This window comes from Spirosoma jeollabukense, assembly GCF_054777855.1.
Genome location: NZ_BAAHAD010000008.1, coordinates 1 through 16,921, shown reverse-complemented (window position 1 = coordinate 16,921; position 16,921 = coordinate 1). Strand labels below are relative to the sequence as shown.

Below are 16,921 nucleotides of genomic sequence, written 5' to 3'. Positions count from 1 at the left end.
TCAGTAATTCAGTTGATTTGGCAGGCTATGGACCTGGCTCTCAATGCCACTACGCTATGGGTAGACGATTGGGGCCGAGCAATGCGCTTACTGGCCAAAACGGTAGGCCGTTGTCAAGCCAACGTATTGTTCATTCTGTCTCATCCGTGCGGCTTCCCGCTGTTTGAATGAATACACAACCTGGAGCGTCCACCGGGCCTGCGAAAAGACAAACCCAATATCATTTCGGTAGCCCCAATGCCTGAGAGGGGATAAAATGGACCCTGCATTCGTAGTAAAAAGGCCTCCCTCTACCGTGGCATTGTACAATTGATATTGATAGGATGGACGAAAGAAGCCATACAATTCCGCCAGTTTTTGGGTTGGTGCCTGCACCCGGTCAATACGGGCATCAAATAAAGACGATTGGTCGGGTCTGGCAAAACGGCCCACCTGAAACAGAAATCCTGCGGAGGCATTGGTGAACGTGTTACCAAGTGTTACCTGAGACGTAGCGTGAACATTGAGCCAGGTTTTGCGCCAGGAGTCGGGTATAAGTTCATGCCAGTATTGCCCCTGTAGATTGATGCCTGGCTCATTTTTAACCTGATAATTCCAGCCTTTAGGCTTTATCAGATCGAAAGTTCTATGGATAAAAAGCTGCGACTGCTGAGCCAGCGCATCTTTCCCGACCAGACCTACGGCTACTGACGTTTTCAGCACATGTCCTTTTTTGTAGAAGAAAGTCATTCCTTTTTCAGCGAACAGATAGCCCGCAAACGGTCGATCAATCAGATCAACTGTGATGGCGGGACCAATAGAACCGGGCGTGAAGATCAGCTGACCCAGTTGATAAGAGGACGTAATTTTAGTGAGCTTATCCGTTTCGGCGATGCGTTTATTTAACCGATCGGGCAGGTAGTTCAGGGTTAAAAATAAGCCATTTGTGTAGTACCCGTCATGAAACTGTAGGCAGTAATTATCATTTTCGGATGTAACTTTTAGCTCATATGGATGCTGTTGACTATAACCGCAGTAGGTAAAGCAACACAAAATGACTAATCTTAATACAAAATTTATCGGGCAACTCATAGCGCTAATGACCGCTCAAGTAACCGACAAATTCATCAAATTGTTGCTAATGAGCCATGTCTGGTCGCGCTTGCCTACCCATTCCATTAAAGTACCATAGCCGGTTAAGATTCCGTTCAACTGTCCACGTCACAGACGCAGTTGTTTATGTACGCGGCTACCCCACTGATCGCCTGTCTGACAGTACAGCTCCGTAACGTTCGGGTATACAATCCATGCAAGTTGCTTGTATGTATTGTTATGCCGAAAAAACGGGATCATTGACCAACTATGGCGGTTAACCTTACCACCACCAACGCAGGCAACTGGGTACTGACAGCTACAATTCTGGCCTCCAGTATGGCCTCTATCGATGCCTCCGCCCTCAACGTAGCATTGCCCGTCATCCAGCAAAGTCTGAAAGCCAGTGCGACCCAATTGGTATGGGTTGTCAATGGCTACGCTTTACTGCTGGCTTATCTGATTTTGATGGGCGGTGCTTTGGGAGACCAGTTGGGGCGCAAGAAAATCATGATGACAGGGATTGCCCTGTTTGTCGTGGCTTCAGCAGCTTGTGGAGCTGCTCCTTCTATTGAATGGTTGATTGCCACGCGTATTTTGCAGGGTACGGGTGGCGCGCTCATGATTCCGGGCAGTCTGGCCATTATAAGTGCTTTATTTGAGGGTAAAAAACGAGGAAAAGCGATTGGTACGTGGTCGGCAGCAGGGGCTTTCACGGGGGTGGCAGGGCCCTTGCTGGGTGGCTTACTGGCCGACGCCGGCCAATGGCGATTGATCTTCTTACTGAATGTTCCGCTAGGCCTGGCATCGTTCGCCATCATTTATAGTAAAGTGCCGGAAACACGGGACGAATCGGTCACCGGGCCCATCGACTACCGGGGCAGCCTGCTGTCGTCCGTGGGGCTAGCGGGTCTGACATACAGTTTCACCATGTGGTCGTCGCTGGGCCCCGCGAACCCGGCCGTCTACGGCTCCCTGCTGGGTGGGCTCGCCAGTTTAGGGGCATTTGTCTGGGTTGAAGCCCATCAGGAAAAGCCGCTGGTGCCCCTCCATTTATTTAGCTCCCGAACTTTCACCGGTACCAATTTGCTCACGCTGCTCCTGTATGGAGCCCTCAGCACGGCTTCTTTTTTCCTGACACTCAATCTGATACAAATCCAGGGGTACCGACCGGCTCTGGCGGGTATGGCCTTTATTGCGCTGCCTTTACCCCTGATTTTGTTCTCCCGGTGGGCGGGAGGTTTTTCGGACCGGCACGGTCCCCGGCTCCCGTTGATCATTGGGCCTATCATTGTCGGTTTTGCTTTTCTGTGGCTATCGTTTGTTGGCCTTACCTCTGGTCCGAGTCAGTACTGGTTTACCTTTCTACCGGGCCTGCTTCTCTTTGGGATAGGTCTGATCTTTACCGTCGTACCGCTGACCAACGCGGTGATGAGTTCGGTTTCCACGCACTATGCCGGCACCGCATCGGGTATCAACAATGCGGTTTCCCGCACGGCTGGTGTGTTATTTCTGGCGATAGCGGGTTCAGTAGCCATTGTCAGTTTCCGTTATGAGTTAATGGAGTTAATAAAACCGGTACACCTGACGCCTTCCGTTGTTTCGGCCTTGCGCGCCGAGGCCGATCAACTTGGCGGAACCAGCGTGCCGGAGGGCGTTACGTCTCCCCACCGAATCGAACTGCAAAAGATCATCAAGCTGTCCTTCCTGCATACATTTCAGCTTGTGATGTGGGGCTGCACAGGGCTGGCCTGGCTGAGTGCCCTTATGGCGATGGTCTGGGTAGAAACCCGCCAGAAAGTGTTGGCCTGAGTGCTGGTTTTCAGGTTAGCGTAATGATAGGGCTCGCTAAGTATACAGATAAAGTTGCCTGCTGTTACTTCAGAGCATCCTGTTGTTAATCACCCCTACCGGATCGCAAGCCACGTGCCTATTTTTGTCGGGCCGGTTAGTCAATAATGGACTCGTCAGTCCGCGAATCAATACATGGCAACAAATAGCTTGTCTGCTATGTGGCATCCTGCCCTACTCCACAAAACAGCCCAACAAATGAAATTTGTAGGTATCTCTGTCATACTAGTCTTGATAAGCGTCATCGCCTTAGCCGATCATCACAAGGATTTACTACGTGCCCGGCCTTATGCTGACATGCCCATCGTAGCCGCCAATGACCGCGTACAGGCTGGCCAAACCGTGATTACGTTCCTGAACTGGTACAAAACCCACATTCAGGCAGCCAGCCGCATTCCGCTAGTCAATCAGAAAGCGGGTAAGCCTTATTCGGTTAATTTACCGAATGGAGAACGCTACCTGGCTTACCTTAAACGCAGCCACCTCCTGACCGATGCCTATCTGAACGAATGGCGGATATTTTTCAGGGAACGTAATGAAGGCTTCCGAAAAAGCCCACAGACGGAAGGTCCGCCCACCGGATTTGATTATGATCTGGTGCTTCTTACGCAGGATGTCGACATGATGCTGGCCGCTCTGAAATCGCTAAAAATTAACAACGTAACGGTCGTAAAAAATCGGGCAACCGTGGCATTTACGTTATTTGACGCCTACGAATTCCGATTGATACGTAGTGGTAATGGCTGGCTAATCAACCAAATTCTGAATATCAGTCAGGAATAAATAGGGCTGACAGGTAATGGCAAACCGGTCAGCCGTACAAGTAATAGGAAGTCACTCAATAGTAGGTCGATAGATCGCTTCAAATGCACATCAAACTTTCATTTTCTTACGTAGTCACCTTCCTGTTGCTGCTGATTGTCATGTTAGAATTGCATGAAACGGTTCATATTGTCGTTGGGCGTTTGATTTGCGGCTGCTGGGGACCGAGAGATTTTAATGTCTGGTCATTATGCAACGGCTGCTCAAAAAACCACCCGCACTGGTGGCTGGCCACACTGGCTGGACCCTTATTTTCTTTTGCGCTGATGTGGCTGGGCACGTACTGGATCAATACAAAGGAATCAGGTAAGATGACGATGGGCTTTTCGTTGATTTTTGCCAATATTCCCTTTGGCCGAATCAGTACAGTGATGATGGGTGGCGGAGATGAAATGGTGGTGACAAGGCATTTTCTTACCGGTGCGTACAGCCGTACGCAAATGATTCTGATCTGCTCTGTCCTGGTTTTGGGTGTCATTTTACCACCCGTTATAAACGCCTTCAGGATCCTGACCAACCGATGGGCCTGGCTTTACTTAATCGGCTTTTTAACCTTCCCCCTGCTGTTCTTATTGCTTTACGTGCTCATCGGATTGAATACGGTATTAAGCAATGGCTTTTTAGCCACTTCCTGGCTTATGGGTACGCCGATACTCATTACCCTTCATACAGGTCTTGCCTTACTTGCCCTAGTGTGGCTGCGCAAAAGCCTTTTCTCAATCAATACTACGTCAATAGTCTAATGCGGCAATCAAGTCATTGACAGCCATTGGGCACGTCGATTCCAGCCACATTAATCAATTGATTTTTGACTCCATCCTACGTATTCCACCATGAAACTTCTCCCCTTCCTGTTTTCTATTCTTGGATTGAGCTGGTTAACCTCCTGTAAACAGTCGGGTTACCAGTTAAAAAACGGCTCCCTCTACTACAAAGACAATCTTATTAGTGACGCTGACGAGGCTACATTCGAAGTATTGAATGATGTTTTTGCCAAAGATAAGCGTCGGGCGTATTACCGGGGTCTATCAATCAAGGGCGCGGATGGAGCCAATTTTACCGCGCTCGATACCCATTTTGGTAAAGACCCTATCGCCGTATTTTATTGTGACAATTACATTGACTTTCAGCTTTTCAACACGACCCGAAAAAATAAAATCATCCAGATTCCTACGGCCGATGCTGGCTCTTTCATGGCTATCCGTGATGAGTATGCGAAAGATAAGTTTCGCTGTTATTATAAAGATGAAGGCTTTGCCGTGAACGACGTAGCTTCCTTTGAACCCCTCGACTACAATTTCGGGAAAGATAAACAGGCAGGTTATTTTGATTTAAAGCCAATCCCTGGTAGCAACGGCCGCTCCTTTGCGGTGTTGAGTAGAAATTTTTCAAAGGATCAGCAAGCAGTTTATTATTCCTGGACCAGGCTGGATGTGCCGATTGGGAAAGCTGGCTCGGGTATCCGCGTCATCAAAGAGGCTGATCCGGGCACGTTTACGACCGCTGGCATGTACTATGCGGTAGATAAAACCCACGCTTTTTATACGTATCACGTAGTAGAAGCGGCTGATCCGGTCTCGTTCAAACAATGGGATGAATCGACCATTAATTATGCTTCCGACAGCACTCACATTTATTTTCAGGAGAAATGGATCAGAGAAGCCGATAAAGCGTCTTTTAAATTACTATTCGATGAATATGCGCAGGACAATAACGCTATTTTCCATGAGGGCAACCGTATCAAAGAAGCTGACGTAGCCTCCTTCACGGTTCTTGAATCGGGATACGCCAAAGATGAGAAACGAGTCTATTACCGCGGAAGCGTATTAAATGGAGCGGACCTAACTTCGTTTGCCCTCGTTCGGAACGAAGCTGGCCGGGATGCCGCGGACAAAAAACATGCCTACTACATGGGCCGACGCTTTAATTCGGAAAAAGATTTGAACTAACTGCCATTACCAACAAACGCAATGTAACAAAAACCCCCAGCTACAGCATTTCAATTCCACTACGGTACGATTAGAAGTTCTGGGCGCGTCTCAACAGCCTGGCCGTGCTGATATTTCAATTCCACTACGGTACGATTAGAAGGTCGATTATCGACGATTGGCTATCTTCAATACAGAATTTCAATTCCACTACGGTACGATTAGAAGCGGAAGGGGCGTTAAAACAGGGTGTAGGTTCGTTCTATTTCAATTCCACTACGGTACGATTAGAAGCGACAACCCACCAAATGCCCAGGTGCTGAATGATCATTTCAATTCCACTACGGTACGATTAGAAGGGCAAAAAAACTCAGCTAATGGCTTCTTTATTCGAATTTCAATTCCACTACGGTACGATTAGAAGCCGCAAAATCCAGCGTTTCCAGCAGTATGTAGCCATATTTCAATTCCACTACGGTACGATTAGAAGAAGCGAGGAAGCGACATTGGGAAGAATGCGATTTCATTTCAATTCCACTACGGTACGATTAGAAGTATTGAGGAAGTTGTTGAGGATTTTGATGCTGGTGCAATTTCAATTCCACTACGGTACGATTAGAAGTAAGGCTAGGTTATTCAGCAGTATGTTATTGTACCATATTTCAATTCCACTACGGTACGATTAGAAGTGGGCCACCGAATCCTATGGGGATAGTTACGCTTACATTTCAATTCCACTACGGTACGATTAGAAGAACGCACTTTCCAACCAACCGGGGCGGATCACCCACATTTCAATTCCACTACGGTACGATTAGAAGCAACGGCATAAATGGCAACGAACCATTGGCGTCTTAATTTCAATTCCACTACGGTACGATTAGAAGATCTGGTACACGCGCAGGTTCCAGCCCTGATACGTTATTTCAATTCCACTACGGTACGATTAGAAGGTGATTGTCGATGATAAAAATACCATTCTGGTGGAAATTTCAATTCCACTACGGTACGATTAGAAGGGGGCTGTAGAGCGAATTAAGATCCGGAATAATGTCATTTCAATTCCACTACGGTACGATTAGAAGGCCAAAAACGTCGACAAGCTACTGGTTGCCAATTGCATTTCAATTCCACTACGGTACGATTAGAAGGCCTGCACCCCCTTCCCGTCATGGTGCCAGACACAGATTTCAATTCCACTACGGTACGATTAGAAGAAGCCTGTCTATTACGACCTCTATCGGGGCCTTGACATTTCAATTCCACTACGGTACGATTAGAAGTTTTCCTGATCGTAAGCTCATGCCTTGGCACCTTGATTTCAATTCCACTACGGTACGATTAGAAGAGTAATCTTTCCCCATCGCTCCCCGAAGTCCTCACAGATTTCAATTCCACTACGGTACGATTAGAAGGGCCACACTGACGCTTTTGACCTCGCCCCCCTGGAATTTCAATTCCACTACGGTACGATTAGAAGTGCAGAAAGAAAATATCACCGCCCAGAACAACAACGATTTCAATTCCACTACGGTACGATTAGAAGCGCATAGTGAACCACTATGGCCATGGGCATATCCTCATTTCAATTCCACTACGGTACGATTAGAAGGGGAGGCTATTAAAGGGTGTTCCGGTGGTGCTATAATTTCAATTCCACTACGGTACGATTAGAAGACCCGCTACGGGTTTGGCATTGAGTTAATAGACCGCAATTTCAATTCCACTACGGTACGATTAGAAGTACCAACGCCTACGGACTAACCCCACGCCAACGTCATTTCAATTCCACTACGGTACGATTAGAAGGATTCAGGTTACGGGCTTCGATGGGTCCATTAAAGATTTCAATTCCACTACGGTACGATTAGAAGAGCGTCATCTGGAGCGCACGGAGTACTACGCACACATTTCAATTCCACTACGGTACGATTAGAAGCCCCTGGCTTTCCACTTCAGCCACGGCCCGAATCTATTTCAATTCCACTACGGTACGATTAGAAGGATTCAGGTTACGGGCTTCGATGGGTCCATTAAAGATTTCAATTCCACTACGGTACGATTAGAAGCGCCGGGCGAAGCCGCGGTATTGAACGTCAACCCGTATTTCAATTCCACTACGGTACGATTAGAAGATCTAGAGTACAACATTGCTTCGTACGGCATCTCTAATTTCAATTCCACTACGGTACGATTAGAAGCAGGGTGACCCGGGGCAACTCAACGATGCGGCCACATTTCAATTCCACTACGGTACGATTAGAAGTATGCTGGAGTTCAAGGCTAGAATGATTGCCGAGATATTTCAATTCCACTACGGTACGATTAGAAGCCACTGTACCCTACTCCTCTAATGTATCAATATCTAATTTCAATTCCACTACGGTACGATTAGAAGTCTCGCCTTCTTTCAGGCTGTGAAACGCTATTTCTTCATTTCAATTCCACTACGGTACGATTAGAAGATACCGCCCGTACCGCCCGATCGGGTAAAGGAAGCGCATTTCAATTCCACTACGGTACGATTAGAAGAGGTACAAGGGCGAGTATTGGTTGTCCCATGTTCACATTTCAATTCCACTACGGTACGATTAGAAGGGTGATTGCCCTCGCCTTTGGTCAGGGTCGCGATAATTTCAATTCCACTACGGTACGATTAGAAGCGTTATTGGAACAGGTGAGCAGTTGACCATCTCGCATTTCAATTCCACTACGGTACGATTAGAAGCTGCTTACGAAGCTGCTGCTGTAAATAGGGAATAAACATTTCAATTCCACTACGGTACGATTAGAAGCACCTGCGCCAGCTGGAGCGTGGTGGACAGATCCTCCATTTCAATTCCACTACGGTACGATTAGAAGGCTGCCCCTCCCCGAACACTTTCCAGTATTCCGGATATTTCAATTCCACTACGGTACGATTAGAAGACAATGAACTTATCCTACGTAGGCTCTCATGAACGAATTTCAATTCCACTACGGTACGATTAGAAGTGAGCATTTTTAAGTGCATCGACGCCCGATTTCAACATTTCAATTCCACTACGGTACGATTAGAAGTGGTCTGACCCCAGCAAAAAGCCAACCCCTAAACAAATTTCAATTCCACTACGGTACGATTAGAAGACGTTGGCTTTAAAGCCGTAATTGCCCGGCTCGTATTTCAATTCCACTACGGTACGATTAGAAGTTTGTGAGCGGCATAATAGCCCGCGGCCTGGTACAAATTTCAATTCCACTACGGTACGATTAGAAGCGTAGTAGGTGACTGACCCTAGCGGCCCGATTTTATATTTCAATTCCACTACGGTACGATTAGAAGCGGGGACCCAGCGCTTGATGCGCATCACCGACACTAATTTCAATTCCACTACGGTACGATTAGAAGGGCCCGGGCGGCTTTGGTCGCAAATTCGTGTTGGGATTTCAATTCCACTACGGTACGATTAGAAGCCCTGCTCCGGTTCATCTATTCGTTTACCCAAACCCATTTCAATTCCACTACGGTACGATTAGAAGAGCGCTTGAACGTGTTATCAAACTTAGCGGCTTCAATTTCAATTCCACTACGGTACGATTAGAAGCGCAACAGTGACTACTGGCCCGTGGCCAGGAACTTGCATTTCAATTCCACTACGGTACGATTAGAAGGAGACGCGGGCGGCTTTGCGGCCGTCCCAGACCGAAATTTCAATTCCACTACGGTACGATTAGAAGTGAAGGTGCCCGGATTCTGAGGAGCACCGAGTTTTTATTTCAATTCCACTACGGTACGATTAGAAGATCCTCGCTGAGTGAGCGCAGCGAGTTAGGAATCGTATTTCAATTCCACTACGGTACGATTAGAAGACTACAGCGATAACATTGATCCCACCACCGGCTATCATTTCAATTCCACTACGGTACGATTAGAAGTTGCTGGAATTCACCCCGTACTTTCAGGATCTGGGATTTCAATTCCACTACGGTACGATTAGAAGAAGAAGAGCTTGAGCCAGCCGAAGGTCTTCACCCATATTTCAATTCCACTACGGTACGATTAGAAGGTCATCCCCCGCCAGCAGGCCCGCCAGAGTAATCATATTTCAATTCCACTACGGTACGATTAGAAGCCGACATCGCCCTGGCCAGAGTTGGCCGTATTGACATTTCAATTCCACTACGGTACGATTAGAAGGACTGGCCGGATTCTTGCCGATGGGGTACTTCGGTTATTTCAATTCCACTACGGTACGATTAGAAGATGACGTGAACGAGTTGCCCCAGGACTTGACCGAAATTTCAATTCCACTACGGTACGATTAGAAGTCTGAGCCGCCGTACCCGTCTCCACAAAATTCGCATATTTCAATTCCACTACGGTACGATTAGAAGACTAACCTTTATTATGATTACTCGATTCACCATGACATTTCAATTCCACTACGGTACGATTAGAAGCAAAGCCTGCTCCGCTATATTGGCAAACCCGAGCGCATTTCAATTCCACTACGGTACGATTAGAAGCCGCGCGGTTGTGGCAGGCTGCGTTCGACTACGAGGATTTCAATTCCACTACGGTACGATTAGAAGAAGACAGTGATGTGTCGAGTGCTGCAGCAATCTTTATTTCAATTCCACTACGGTACGATTAGAAGGCCAGCAACTCCTGGATGCCTGGGGCAATCCGTATTATTTCAATTCCACTACGGTACGATTAGAAGCGTTACCTGATCGACTTTTGTTTCGCCGAAAGGAAATTTCAATTCCACTACGGTACGATTAGAAGTTATTACAGCAATAAGCTACTACTAAAAGGGGGAAGATTTCAATTCCACTACGGTACGATTAGAAGTGCTTAACCTTGAGAAAGGCAAGAGCGGAGAATACAAATTTCAATTCCACTACGGTACGATTAGAAGAGGTTTAGCCTACCCAATTAGCCAGGCAGATCGGAAATTTCAATTCCACTACGGTACGATTAGAAGACCTCGTCGCCTACTTGCAAATCTGTATTCATAAAATTTCAATTCCACTACGGTACGATTAGAAGGTTCGCAAAGCCGAGCAAATTGCCGCCTCCACCTACATTTCAATTCCACTACGGTACGATTAGAAGATCAGATCGGGCTGGCGCTGATCAAACAACTTACGCATTTCAATTCCACTACGGTACGATTAGAAGCGCTGGTAAGCCTGACGCGGGATAAAGCGATTTTGTCATTTCAATTCCACTACGGTACGATTAGAAGTGCACTCACCAGCGAAACCCGCGAGGTAGCCTGCGAATTTCAATTCCACTACGGTACGATTAGAAGCATGCTCCGGGTAAACGGGGCGCAAACGATTCCCACATTTCAATTCCACTACGGTACGATTAGAAGGCCTTGAACGAGGTAGATGGCAAAGTAGTGCAATAATTTCAATTCCACTACGGTACGATTAGAAGTGTGGCGGCAGCGGATGGTGGCGATGGCGCGTAGCTATTTCAATTCCACTACGGTACGATTAGAAGGCCTACCCGCATCCAAGAGGCAACAAACAGTCTAGACGATTTCAATTCCACTACGGTACGGTTAGAAGTGTCGGATCTGATTGCCATTTACGAAGGCGAGAACAATTTCAATTCCACTACGGTACGATTAGAAGTCTACGAGCTGTCAGCGGGCAGTCAGGTTAAGTTCTAATTTCAATTCCACTACGGTACGATTAGAAGTAATCGCCGAACTTGGTTAATACCAGGTTGTTGATCATTTCAATTCCACTACGGTACGATTAGAAGCATCTATGGCATTGACAAAGCGGCCGCCATGTCCGAAATTTCAATTCCACTACGGTACGATTAGAAGTTGAATGATCCGGCTATGAAGAAAGGAGCCAACCGTCATTTCAATTCCACTACGGTACGATTAGAAGACCTTGACGCCCGCAGAAGCGAGAGAACTGTTCCGGATTTCAATTCCACTACGGTACGATTAGAAGACCTTCTCCAACGAAGATGGGCTGTCGGTCCTGCAAATTTCAATTCCACTACGGTACGATTAGAAGACCAACAAACCAATGGCAATTCCATTATCCGAAAGATTTCAATTCCACTACGGTACGATTAGAAGTGTTTCTGTCGTTCGCTACCTCGACACGCTCGGCATATTTCAATTCCACTACGGTACGATTAGAAGTCAATCAGGGCAGTATCGTCTTCGACACAGCAACCATTTCAATTCCACTACGGTACGATTAGAAGCCTGTCCCTTTTGTTCAGGTTTTCCCAGAATAGAATAATTTCAATTCCACTACGGTACGATTAGAAGTCGACGTTTGCGAAGGCCAAGCAGCAGTAAGGCAAAATTTCAATTCCACTACGGTACGATTAGAAGAAGAACACCCCTTCGAGTTCATTGAAGACGTAATAGATTTCAATTCCACTACGGTACGATTAGAAGAAGGAAGTATTTAATCAACCAATTGTCTAATAATATATTTCAATTCCACTACGGTACGATTAGAAGACAAGACCGTAAAGAACTACTATAACCCGTTTGATAATTTCAATTCCACTACGGTACGATTAGAAGTGCAACAGCCCATCAAACGTTTGCGGCCCTATATCCATTTCAATTCCACTACGGTACGATTAGAAGGGACGAGCTATCCCAACCGGGACAGTGCCGTCTTCATTTCAATTCCACTACGGTACGATTAGAAGCAGTAGGATGTCGGTACTAATTGGGGTTGGAGACTAATTTCAATTCCACTACGGCACGATTAGAAGGCGGTGAACTACGATAATACCCAAACGGTGATCAAATTTCAATTCCACTACGGTACGATTAGAAGAAGCTGTGGATTGAGTGCACCTGAAGCCCAATCAGATTTCAATTCCACTACGGTACGATTAGAAGAACAGCACGGTTCAATGGAACCAGCAGACGGAATGATTTCAATTCCACTACGGTACGATTAGAAGTGGAGGTAAAACAAGCGTAAATCGTGAGTGTAATCATATTTCAATTCCACTACGGTACGATTAGAAGTTCCAAAATAATCCGCAACGTAGCCCGGTTCAGGAATTTCAATTCCACTACGGTACGATTAGAAGGTGGTGGAAAGCTCGGGGTATACATACGGGAAAGATATTTCAATTCCACTACGGTACGATTAGAAGCGCCGTATCAGCAGTATAGCCGGTTGATGACCTACATTTCAATTCCACTACGGTACGATTAGAAGCGGCATCGGCATCATCGACCAGTCCCGAGAGTCCCAATTTCAATTCCACTACGGTACGATTAGAAGAAGCAAAGCCTGTTCCGCTATGTAGGCAAGAAAGAAATTTCAATTCCACTACGGTACGATTAGAAGCGTTCCGGCGGGCGCAGGTGGGGTATGTGTACACATATTTCAATTCCACTACGGTACGATTAGAAGGGCCAGGCCGTACTGAATGTAGGTGCCCGAGACGCCATTTCAATTCCACTACGGTACGATTAGAAGATTCAAAGGTCAGCCCTACACCGAATGTGTTGATGCATTTCAATTCCACTACGGTACGATTAGAAGGCGAGTTCGGCCGCTGGAAAGCGATGGGCTGGACAAATTTCAATTCCACTACGGTACGATTAGAAGTTCTTCGTAGTCAATGAGCTGGTCGACCTCTTCGTATTTCAATTCCACTACGGTACGATTAGAAGACAAAACCTGACAGGTGTGGCGGGCTTTGTGATGAAATTTCAATTCCACTACGGTACGATTAGAAGGCTAGTTTTTTTATACCTCCCATGCCTTCAATACCAAATTTCAATTCCACTACGGTACGATTAGAAGTGTTGGCCACCGACACGCTGAACGTATCGGGCAAATATTTCAATTCCACTACGGTACGATTAGAAGCCCAATACGTACTGGGGCTTTTCCTGGCTCAGAAAATTTCAATTCCACTACGGTACGATTAGAAGCGTCAACCTCGAGCGCTTTTCCGCCAGCGACGAGCATTTCAATTCCACTACGGTACGATTAGAAGGTTTTGGTCGGGATGTCGGTAAAGCCAGCCGCATCGATTTCAATTCCACTACGGTACGATTAGAAGGCCTCGCGTCCTTCAACAATCAGGGTTGGCTTGAGCATTTCAATTCCACTACGGTACGATTAGAAGACGGGCCTAGACCATAAGGACGCCCTGAAAGTAACTATTTCAATTCCACTACGGTACGATTAGAAGCCATCAGTGTGTTCTATCTGAACATTTCTAAGCCGAATTTCAATTCCACTACGGTACGATTAGAAGCTGGGGTGTTGTCGAACGCATGATGATCGATGCACCATTTCAATTCCACTACGGTACGATTAGAAGTTCGGGACCTGGTAGAGAATGGCAAAGTCGGCTTTGATTTCAATTCCACTACGGTACGATTAGAAGGTCCCAGCTCAGCGAAGTTCCTGCGTCGGAGATGTTATTTCAATTCCACTACGGTACGATTAGAAGTCTTTCTGTTCACCAAAGAATCTGAAAAGCTTAAAAATTTCAATTCCACTACGGTACGATTAGAAGTCCGCGCTGTTTTTCCTGCAAAGCCGCGTGAATGTCATTTCAATTCCACTACGGTACGATTAGAAGTGACGGGCAATGCGCGGCCCTGTACGGTCGTGAATTATTTCAATTCCACTACGGTACGATTAGAAGTGGCGTATTGGTAGCGGCTGCACTGAAGTTACTTAATTTCAATTCCACTACGGTACGATTAGAAGCATCTATACGGGTCTACTAGTATTTGGATGAGGAAATTTCAATTCCACTACGGTACGATTAGAAGTTTTATGATTGGCATTGGGGGCTTTCTTGATGCGGAATTTCAATTCCACTACGGTACGATTAGAAGCCGTGAATTTACGGCTAAAAAAAGGGCTTTGCGCAGCCCTGGTTAGGTTTCTTTATTCAAAAAACAACTAAAAAATCGTCAACCGACAATACTACGAAAAACCCGGCCGATTGACGACTCATTGATAATCAACCCATTAGTTACTAGTTCACCCCTCAAAAGAAGATAAGCCCAGTTGATCAAAGAACAGTTTTGGGCGATTGACGACATCAAGCCCTATAAAAAATTATCGGTCGACTGGCGCTCGACACCCACGACCTGCTTTTCCAGCCACTTCTGATCACGGTTTTTGAACAGAATAAGACTGTCCTCGTCGTCCTTCATAATACGGCCAGCTTCGTTGAGCAACTCTTTTAGCTGTACGTCCGTCATCTCGCCTTCAAAAACCGAGTTTTGAATCCAGTTCAGATACCGCCGACAGAGTTTCAGCATCCTCCCGACGCGTTTCTGTCCCATGTCATACACCAATATTACGTACATAATCTGTCTACCTTACCACCATGCTTTAAATGGGCGATACTCCTCCACGCCCAGCAGGTGTTTTTGCAGCTTGTAACATTCCAGTTTAATGAGATGCCGGTAACTCACGCTACGTCCCAGCGACCGATGTTTTATGGTCTCCTTCATCATCTCGTCGAAGCCCTGCACAAATCGTTTCCTTGCCGCTTCTTTCATCACACATCCACCAATTTCAGACCGAAAATCCGATGCCTGCAATTGCCGCTTGTTAATCATCCGAAAAATTAGCCGATCGACCATGATTGGCTTGAAAATTTCGGCAATATCCAGCGCCAGCGAATAACGCCGTGCGCCCGGTTCATGCAGAAAACTGATGGTCGGGTTTAACTGCGTATGGTAAATCGTGCTTAGGCATCGCGTGTAGCAAAGCATATTCCCGAACGAAATCAGCGCGTTAAGTTCGTTTTGGGGTGGACGCTTACTGCGTCCATCCATGCAAAACGTTTCGCCGACGATGGTATCGAACGTACTGTAATAGGTCTGCCGGATATTTCCTTCAATGCCCATCAGCATCGGTACGTCTGTCGTTCCGGGAACCGATGTCAGCAATTGCTCAATAACGGCGATGGCGGTCGCTACGTCACGGTCGCGGTTATTCTGGTATTTCAGCACGCGCAGGATGTTGGCCGCAGTTCCTTCAACAAATCGCTGTGCGATCACAATCCGTTTTTTCGCCGACAGATACGCGCGAGTCTGATCCACCTGCATCCTGCCCGCCAGCAGGTACTCGCGCGCCATAAACGAGCCGGTGTAATTTTCGTAGTAATCGAAAAAATGAACCGAAATGTTGTTCTGTCCCAGAAAGTTATACAAGGCCGAATTGGCATCCAGGCTACCAAACACATAGAGGTCATCAACCTGTTCGATAGGCAGATACCGCGGTTGGCCTTCGTTGCCTGCCTCATCGACGGGCGTAAACTTGAGCGTATTATCCTTCCGGCTCATCCGCCCGGCATTGAACAGGTACTTCGGTTGTTTCATCTTTTTTGACAGGATTTACAGGATGGACAGAATTATTTTTACCGACATAACAAGCACGTTACTTCCGTAAATCCTGTCAAAAAACGTCTTCTTCTGCGTAACAAAAATCAAAATAACTGCACGACCGGCATTTGCTTTTGTTGATCCGGCCGGGGCACTGTTCAGCCGCCACAATACGTTCAATATCGCGCACCCAGGCTTCCACAACCGGTATATCTTCGTCTTCCAGCCGGACGATCTGGGTCTGGCGTAGTTTCGGATATTCAATCAGACCTGTAGCGCCCTCCACTCCATTGCGACGTAGCAGATACAGGTAAAATTGAACCTGCGCTATATGTGAATGCTCCAGCTTATCCGACTTCTTGATCTCATGCACAACTTTTTCATAGGGATCGTAGAAGTCAATCCGGGAACCATCGAGCAGAATTTCACGGTACCGTTCGGCACGTTGCGGATATGATTTTTCGCCAATAAATGTCCCTTCGGCCACCAGCTCCGATGTATGCTCCATCTCGATTTTATGATGAAACAACCACAGTTTTCGATAGCAGACTTTGTAATATTTGATATATGTGCCGGTGACGATCATTAGAAAAAATTAAAGCCAGACGTATCAGTCCATTCTTCTTGCTGATCGTATAGAAGGCCAAGTTCAGAATCGTACTTCTTTGTCAAAATGAAGTATTTTATTTCAAGAAGTGAACCGTCTTTCTTTTCAATAGCGTACGCCTTTGCTTGAAGATTCTGGTCATTCTCCCGCATCAACTGAGCAAACTTGTTTTTGCGGATTTGCACCTTAAGAGCATGTTGGGAAATCACATTTGGTAATAAGTCTCAATGCGTTGTAACATAATCTGGCTATTAGCCAGATATAGCCAACTGGCCGAAGAAGAT

At 46.5% G+C, this 16,921-nt stretch carries 9 protein-coding genes and 1 CRISPR repeat array; of the genes, 4 read left to right on the top strand and 5 right to left on the bottom strand.

The features are described 5' to 3' along the window. Positions 1 to 87 precede the first annotated feature (87 nt). A complete protein-coding gene (locus ACYVEA_RS24260; protein WP_461116015.1) occupies positions 88 to 1,032 on the bottom strand; it encodes a lipid A-modifier LpxR family protein in 945 nt (314 codons plus the stop codon). 309 nt (positions 1,033 to 1,341) lie between these two features. On the opposite strand from ACYVEA_RS24260, the gene ACYVEA_RS24255 reads away from it, so the two are divergent. From ACYVEA_RS24255 to ACYVEA_RS24240, 4 genes are all read left to right on the top strand, one after another. Then, positions 1,342 to 2,883 (top strand): MFS transporter, encoded by a 1,542-nt coding sequence (locus tag ACYVEA_RS24255; RefSeq protein WP_461116014.1) that lies wholly within the window; start codon positions 1,342 to 1,344, stop codon positions 2,881 to 2,883. 237 nt (positions 2,884 to 3,120) lie between these two features. Then, positions 3,121 to 3,705, top strand: a complete 585-nt coding sequence (locus tag ACYVEA_RS24250) for a hypothetical protein (RefSeq protein WP_461116013.1) — start codon at positions 3,121 to 3,123, stop codon at positions 3,703 to 3,705. 125 nt (positions 3,706 to 3,830) lie between these two features. Then, the gene (locus tag ACYVEA_RS24245; RefSeq protein ID WP_461116012.1) at positions 3,831 to 4,487 is read left to right on the top strand and encodes a hypothetical protein; all 657 of its coding nucleotides are present in this window, start codon (positions 3,831 to 3,833) and stop codon (positions 4,485 to 4,487) included. A 90-nt stretch (positions 4,488 to 4,577) separates the two neighbouring features. Further along, complete coding sequence (locus tag ACYVEA_RS24240) at positions 4,578 to 5,693, top strand: DKNYY domain-containing protein (protein ID WP_461116011.1); 1,116 nt, start codon at positions 4,578 to 4,580, stop codon at positions 5,691 to 5,693. A 47-nt stretch (positions 5,694 to 5,740) separates the two neighbouring features. After that, positions 5,741 to 14,527: a CRISPR direct-repeat array (repeat unit 30 nt; unit sequence ATTTCAATTCCACTACGGTACGATTAGAAG). A 216-nt stretch (positions 14,528 to 14,743) separates the two neighbouring features. Here the strand turns inward: ACYVEA_RS24240 and cas2 are convergent. The 4 genes from cas2 to ACYVEA_RS24220 all read right to left on the bottom strand — a co-directional run bounded on the left by cas2 (position 14,744) and on the right by ACYVEA_RS24220 (position 16,822). Then, positions 14,744 to 15,007, bottom strand: coding sequence for a CRISPR-associated endonuclease Cas2 (cas2, locus tag ACYVEA_RS24235; RefSeq protein ID WP_461116010.1), 264 nt, complete (start codon positions 15,005 to 15,007; stop codon positions 14,744 to 14,746). Between the two features lie 12 nt (positions 15,008 to 15,019). Further along, entirely contained in the window at positions 15,020 to 16,027 is a 1,008-nt protein-coding gene (cas1b, locus tag ACYVEA_RS24230) for a type I-B CRISPR-associated endonuclease Cas1b (RefSeq protein WP_461116009.1), read from the bottom strand. Between the two features lie 76 nt (positions 16,028 to 16,103). Next, a complete protein-coding gene (cas4, locus tag ACYVEA_RS24225; protein WP_461116008.1) occupies positions 16,104 to 16,616 on the bottom strand; it encodes a CRISPR-associated protein Cas4 in 513 nt (170 codons plus the stop codon). Continuing rightward, complete coding sequence (locus tag ACYVEA_RS24220; protein WP_461116007.1) at positions 16,616 to 16,822, bottom strand: hypothetical protein; 207 nt, start codon at positions 16,820 to 16,822, stop codon at positions 16,616 to 16,618. Before ACYVEA_RS24220 ends, cas4 begins: the two co-directional genes overlap by 1 nt. Positions 16,823 to 16,921: the final 99 nt, after the last annotated feature.

Coding starts and splice junctions, on each gene's coding strand:
- ACYVEA_RS24250 (WP_461116013.1), top strand. CDS start 3,121: ATGAAATTTGTAGGTATCTCTGTCATACTAGTCTTGATAAGCGTCATC.
- ACYVEA_RS24255 (WP_461116014.1), top strand. CDS start 1,342: ATGGCGGTTAACCTTACCACCACCAACGCAGGCAACTGGGTACTGACA.
- ACYVEA_RS24240 (WP_461116011.1), top strand. CDS start 4,578: ATGAAACTTCTCCCCTTCCTGTTTTCTATTCTTGGATTGAGCTGGTTA.
- cas2 (WP_461116010.1), bottom strand. CDS start 15,007: ATGTACGTAATATTGGTGTATGACATGGGACAGAAACGCGTCGGGAGG.
- cas4 (WP_461116008.1), bottom strand. CDS start 16,616: ATGATCGTCACCGGCACATATATCAAATATTACAAAGTCTGCTATCGA.
- cas1b (WP_461116009.1), bottom strand. CDS start 16,027: ATGAAACAACCGAAGTACCTGTTCAATGCCGGGCGGATGAGCCGGAAG.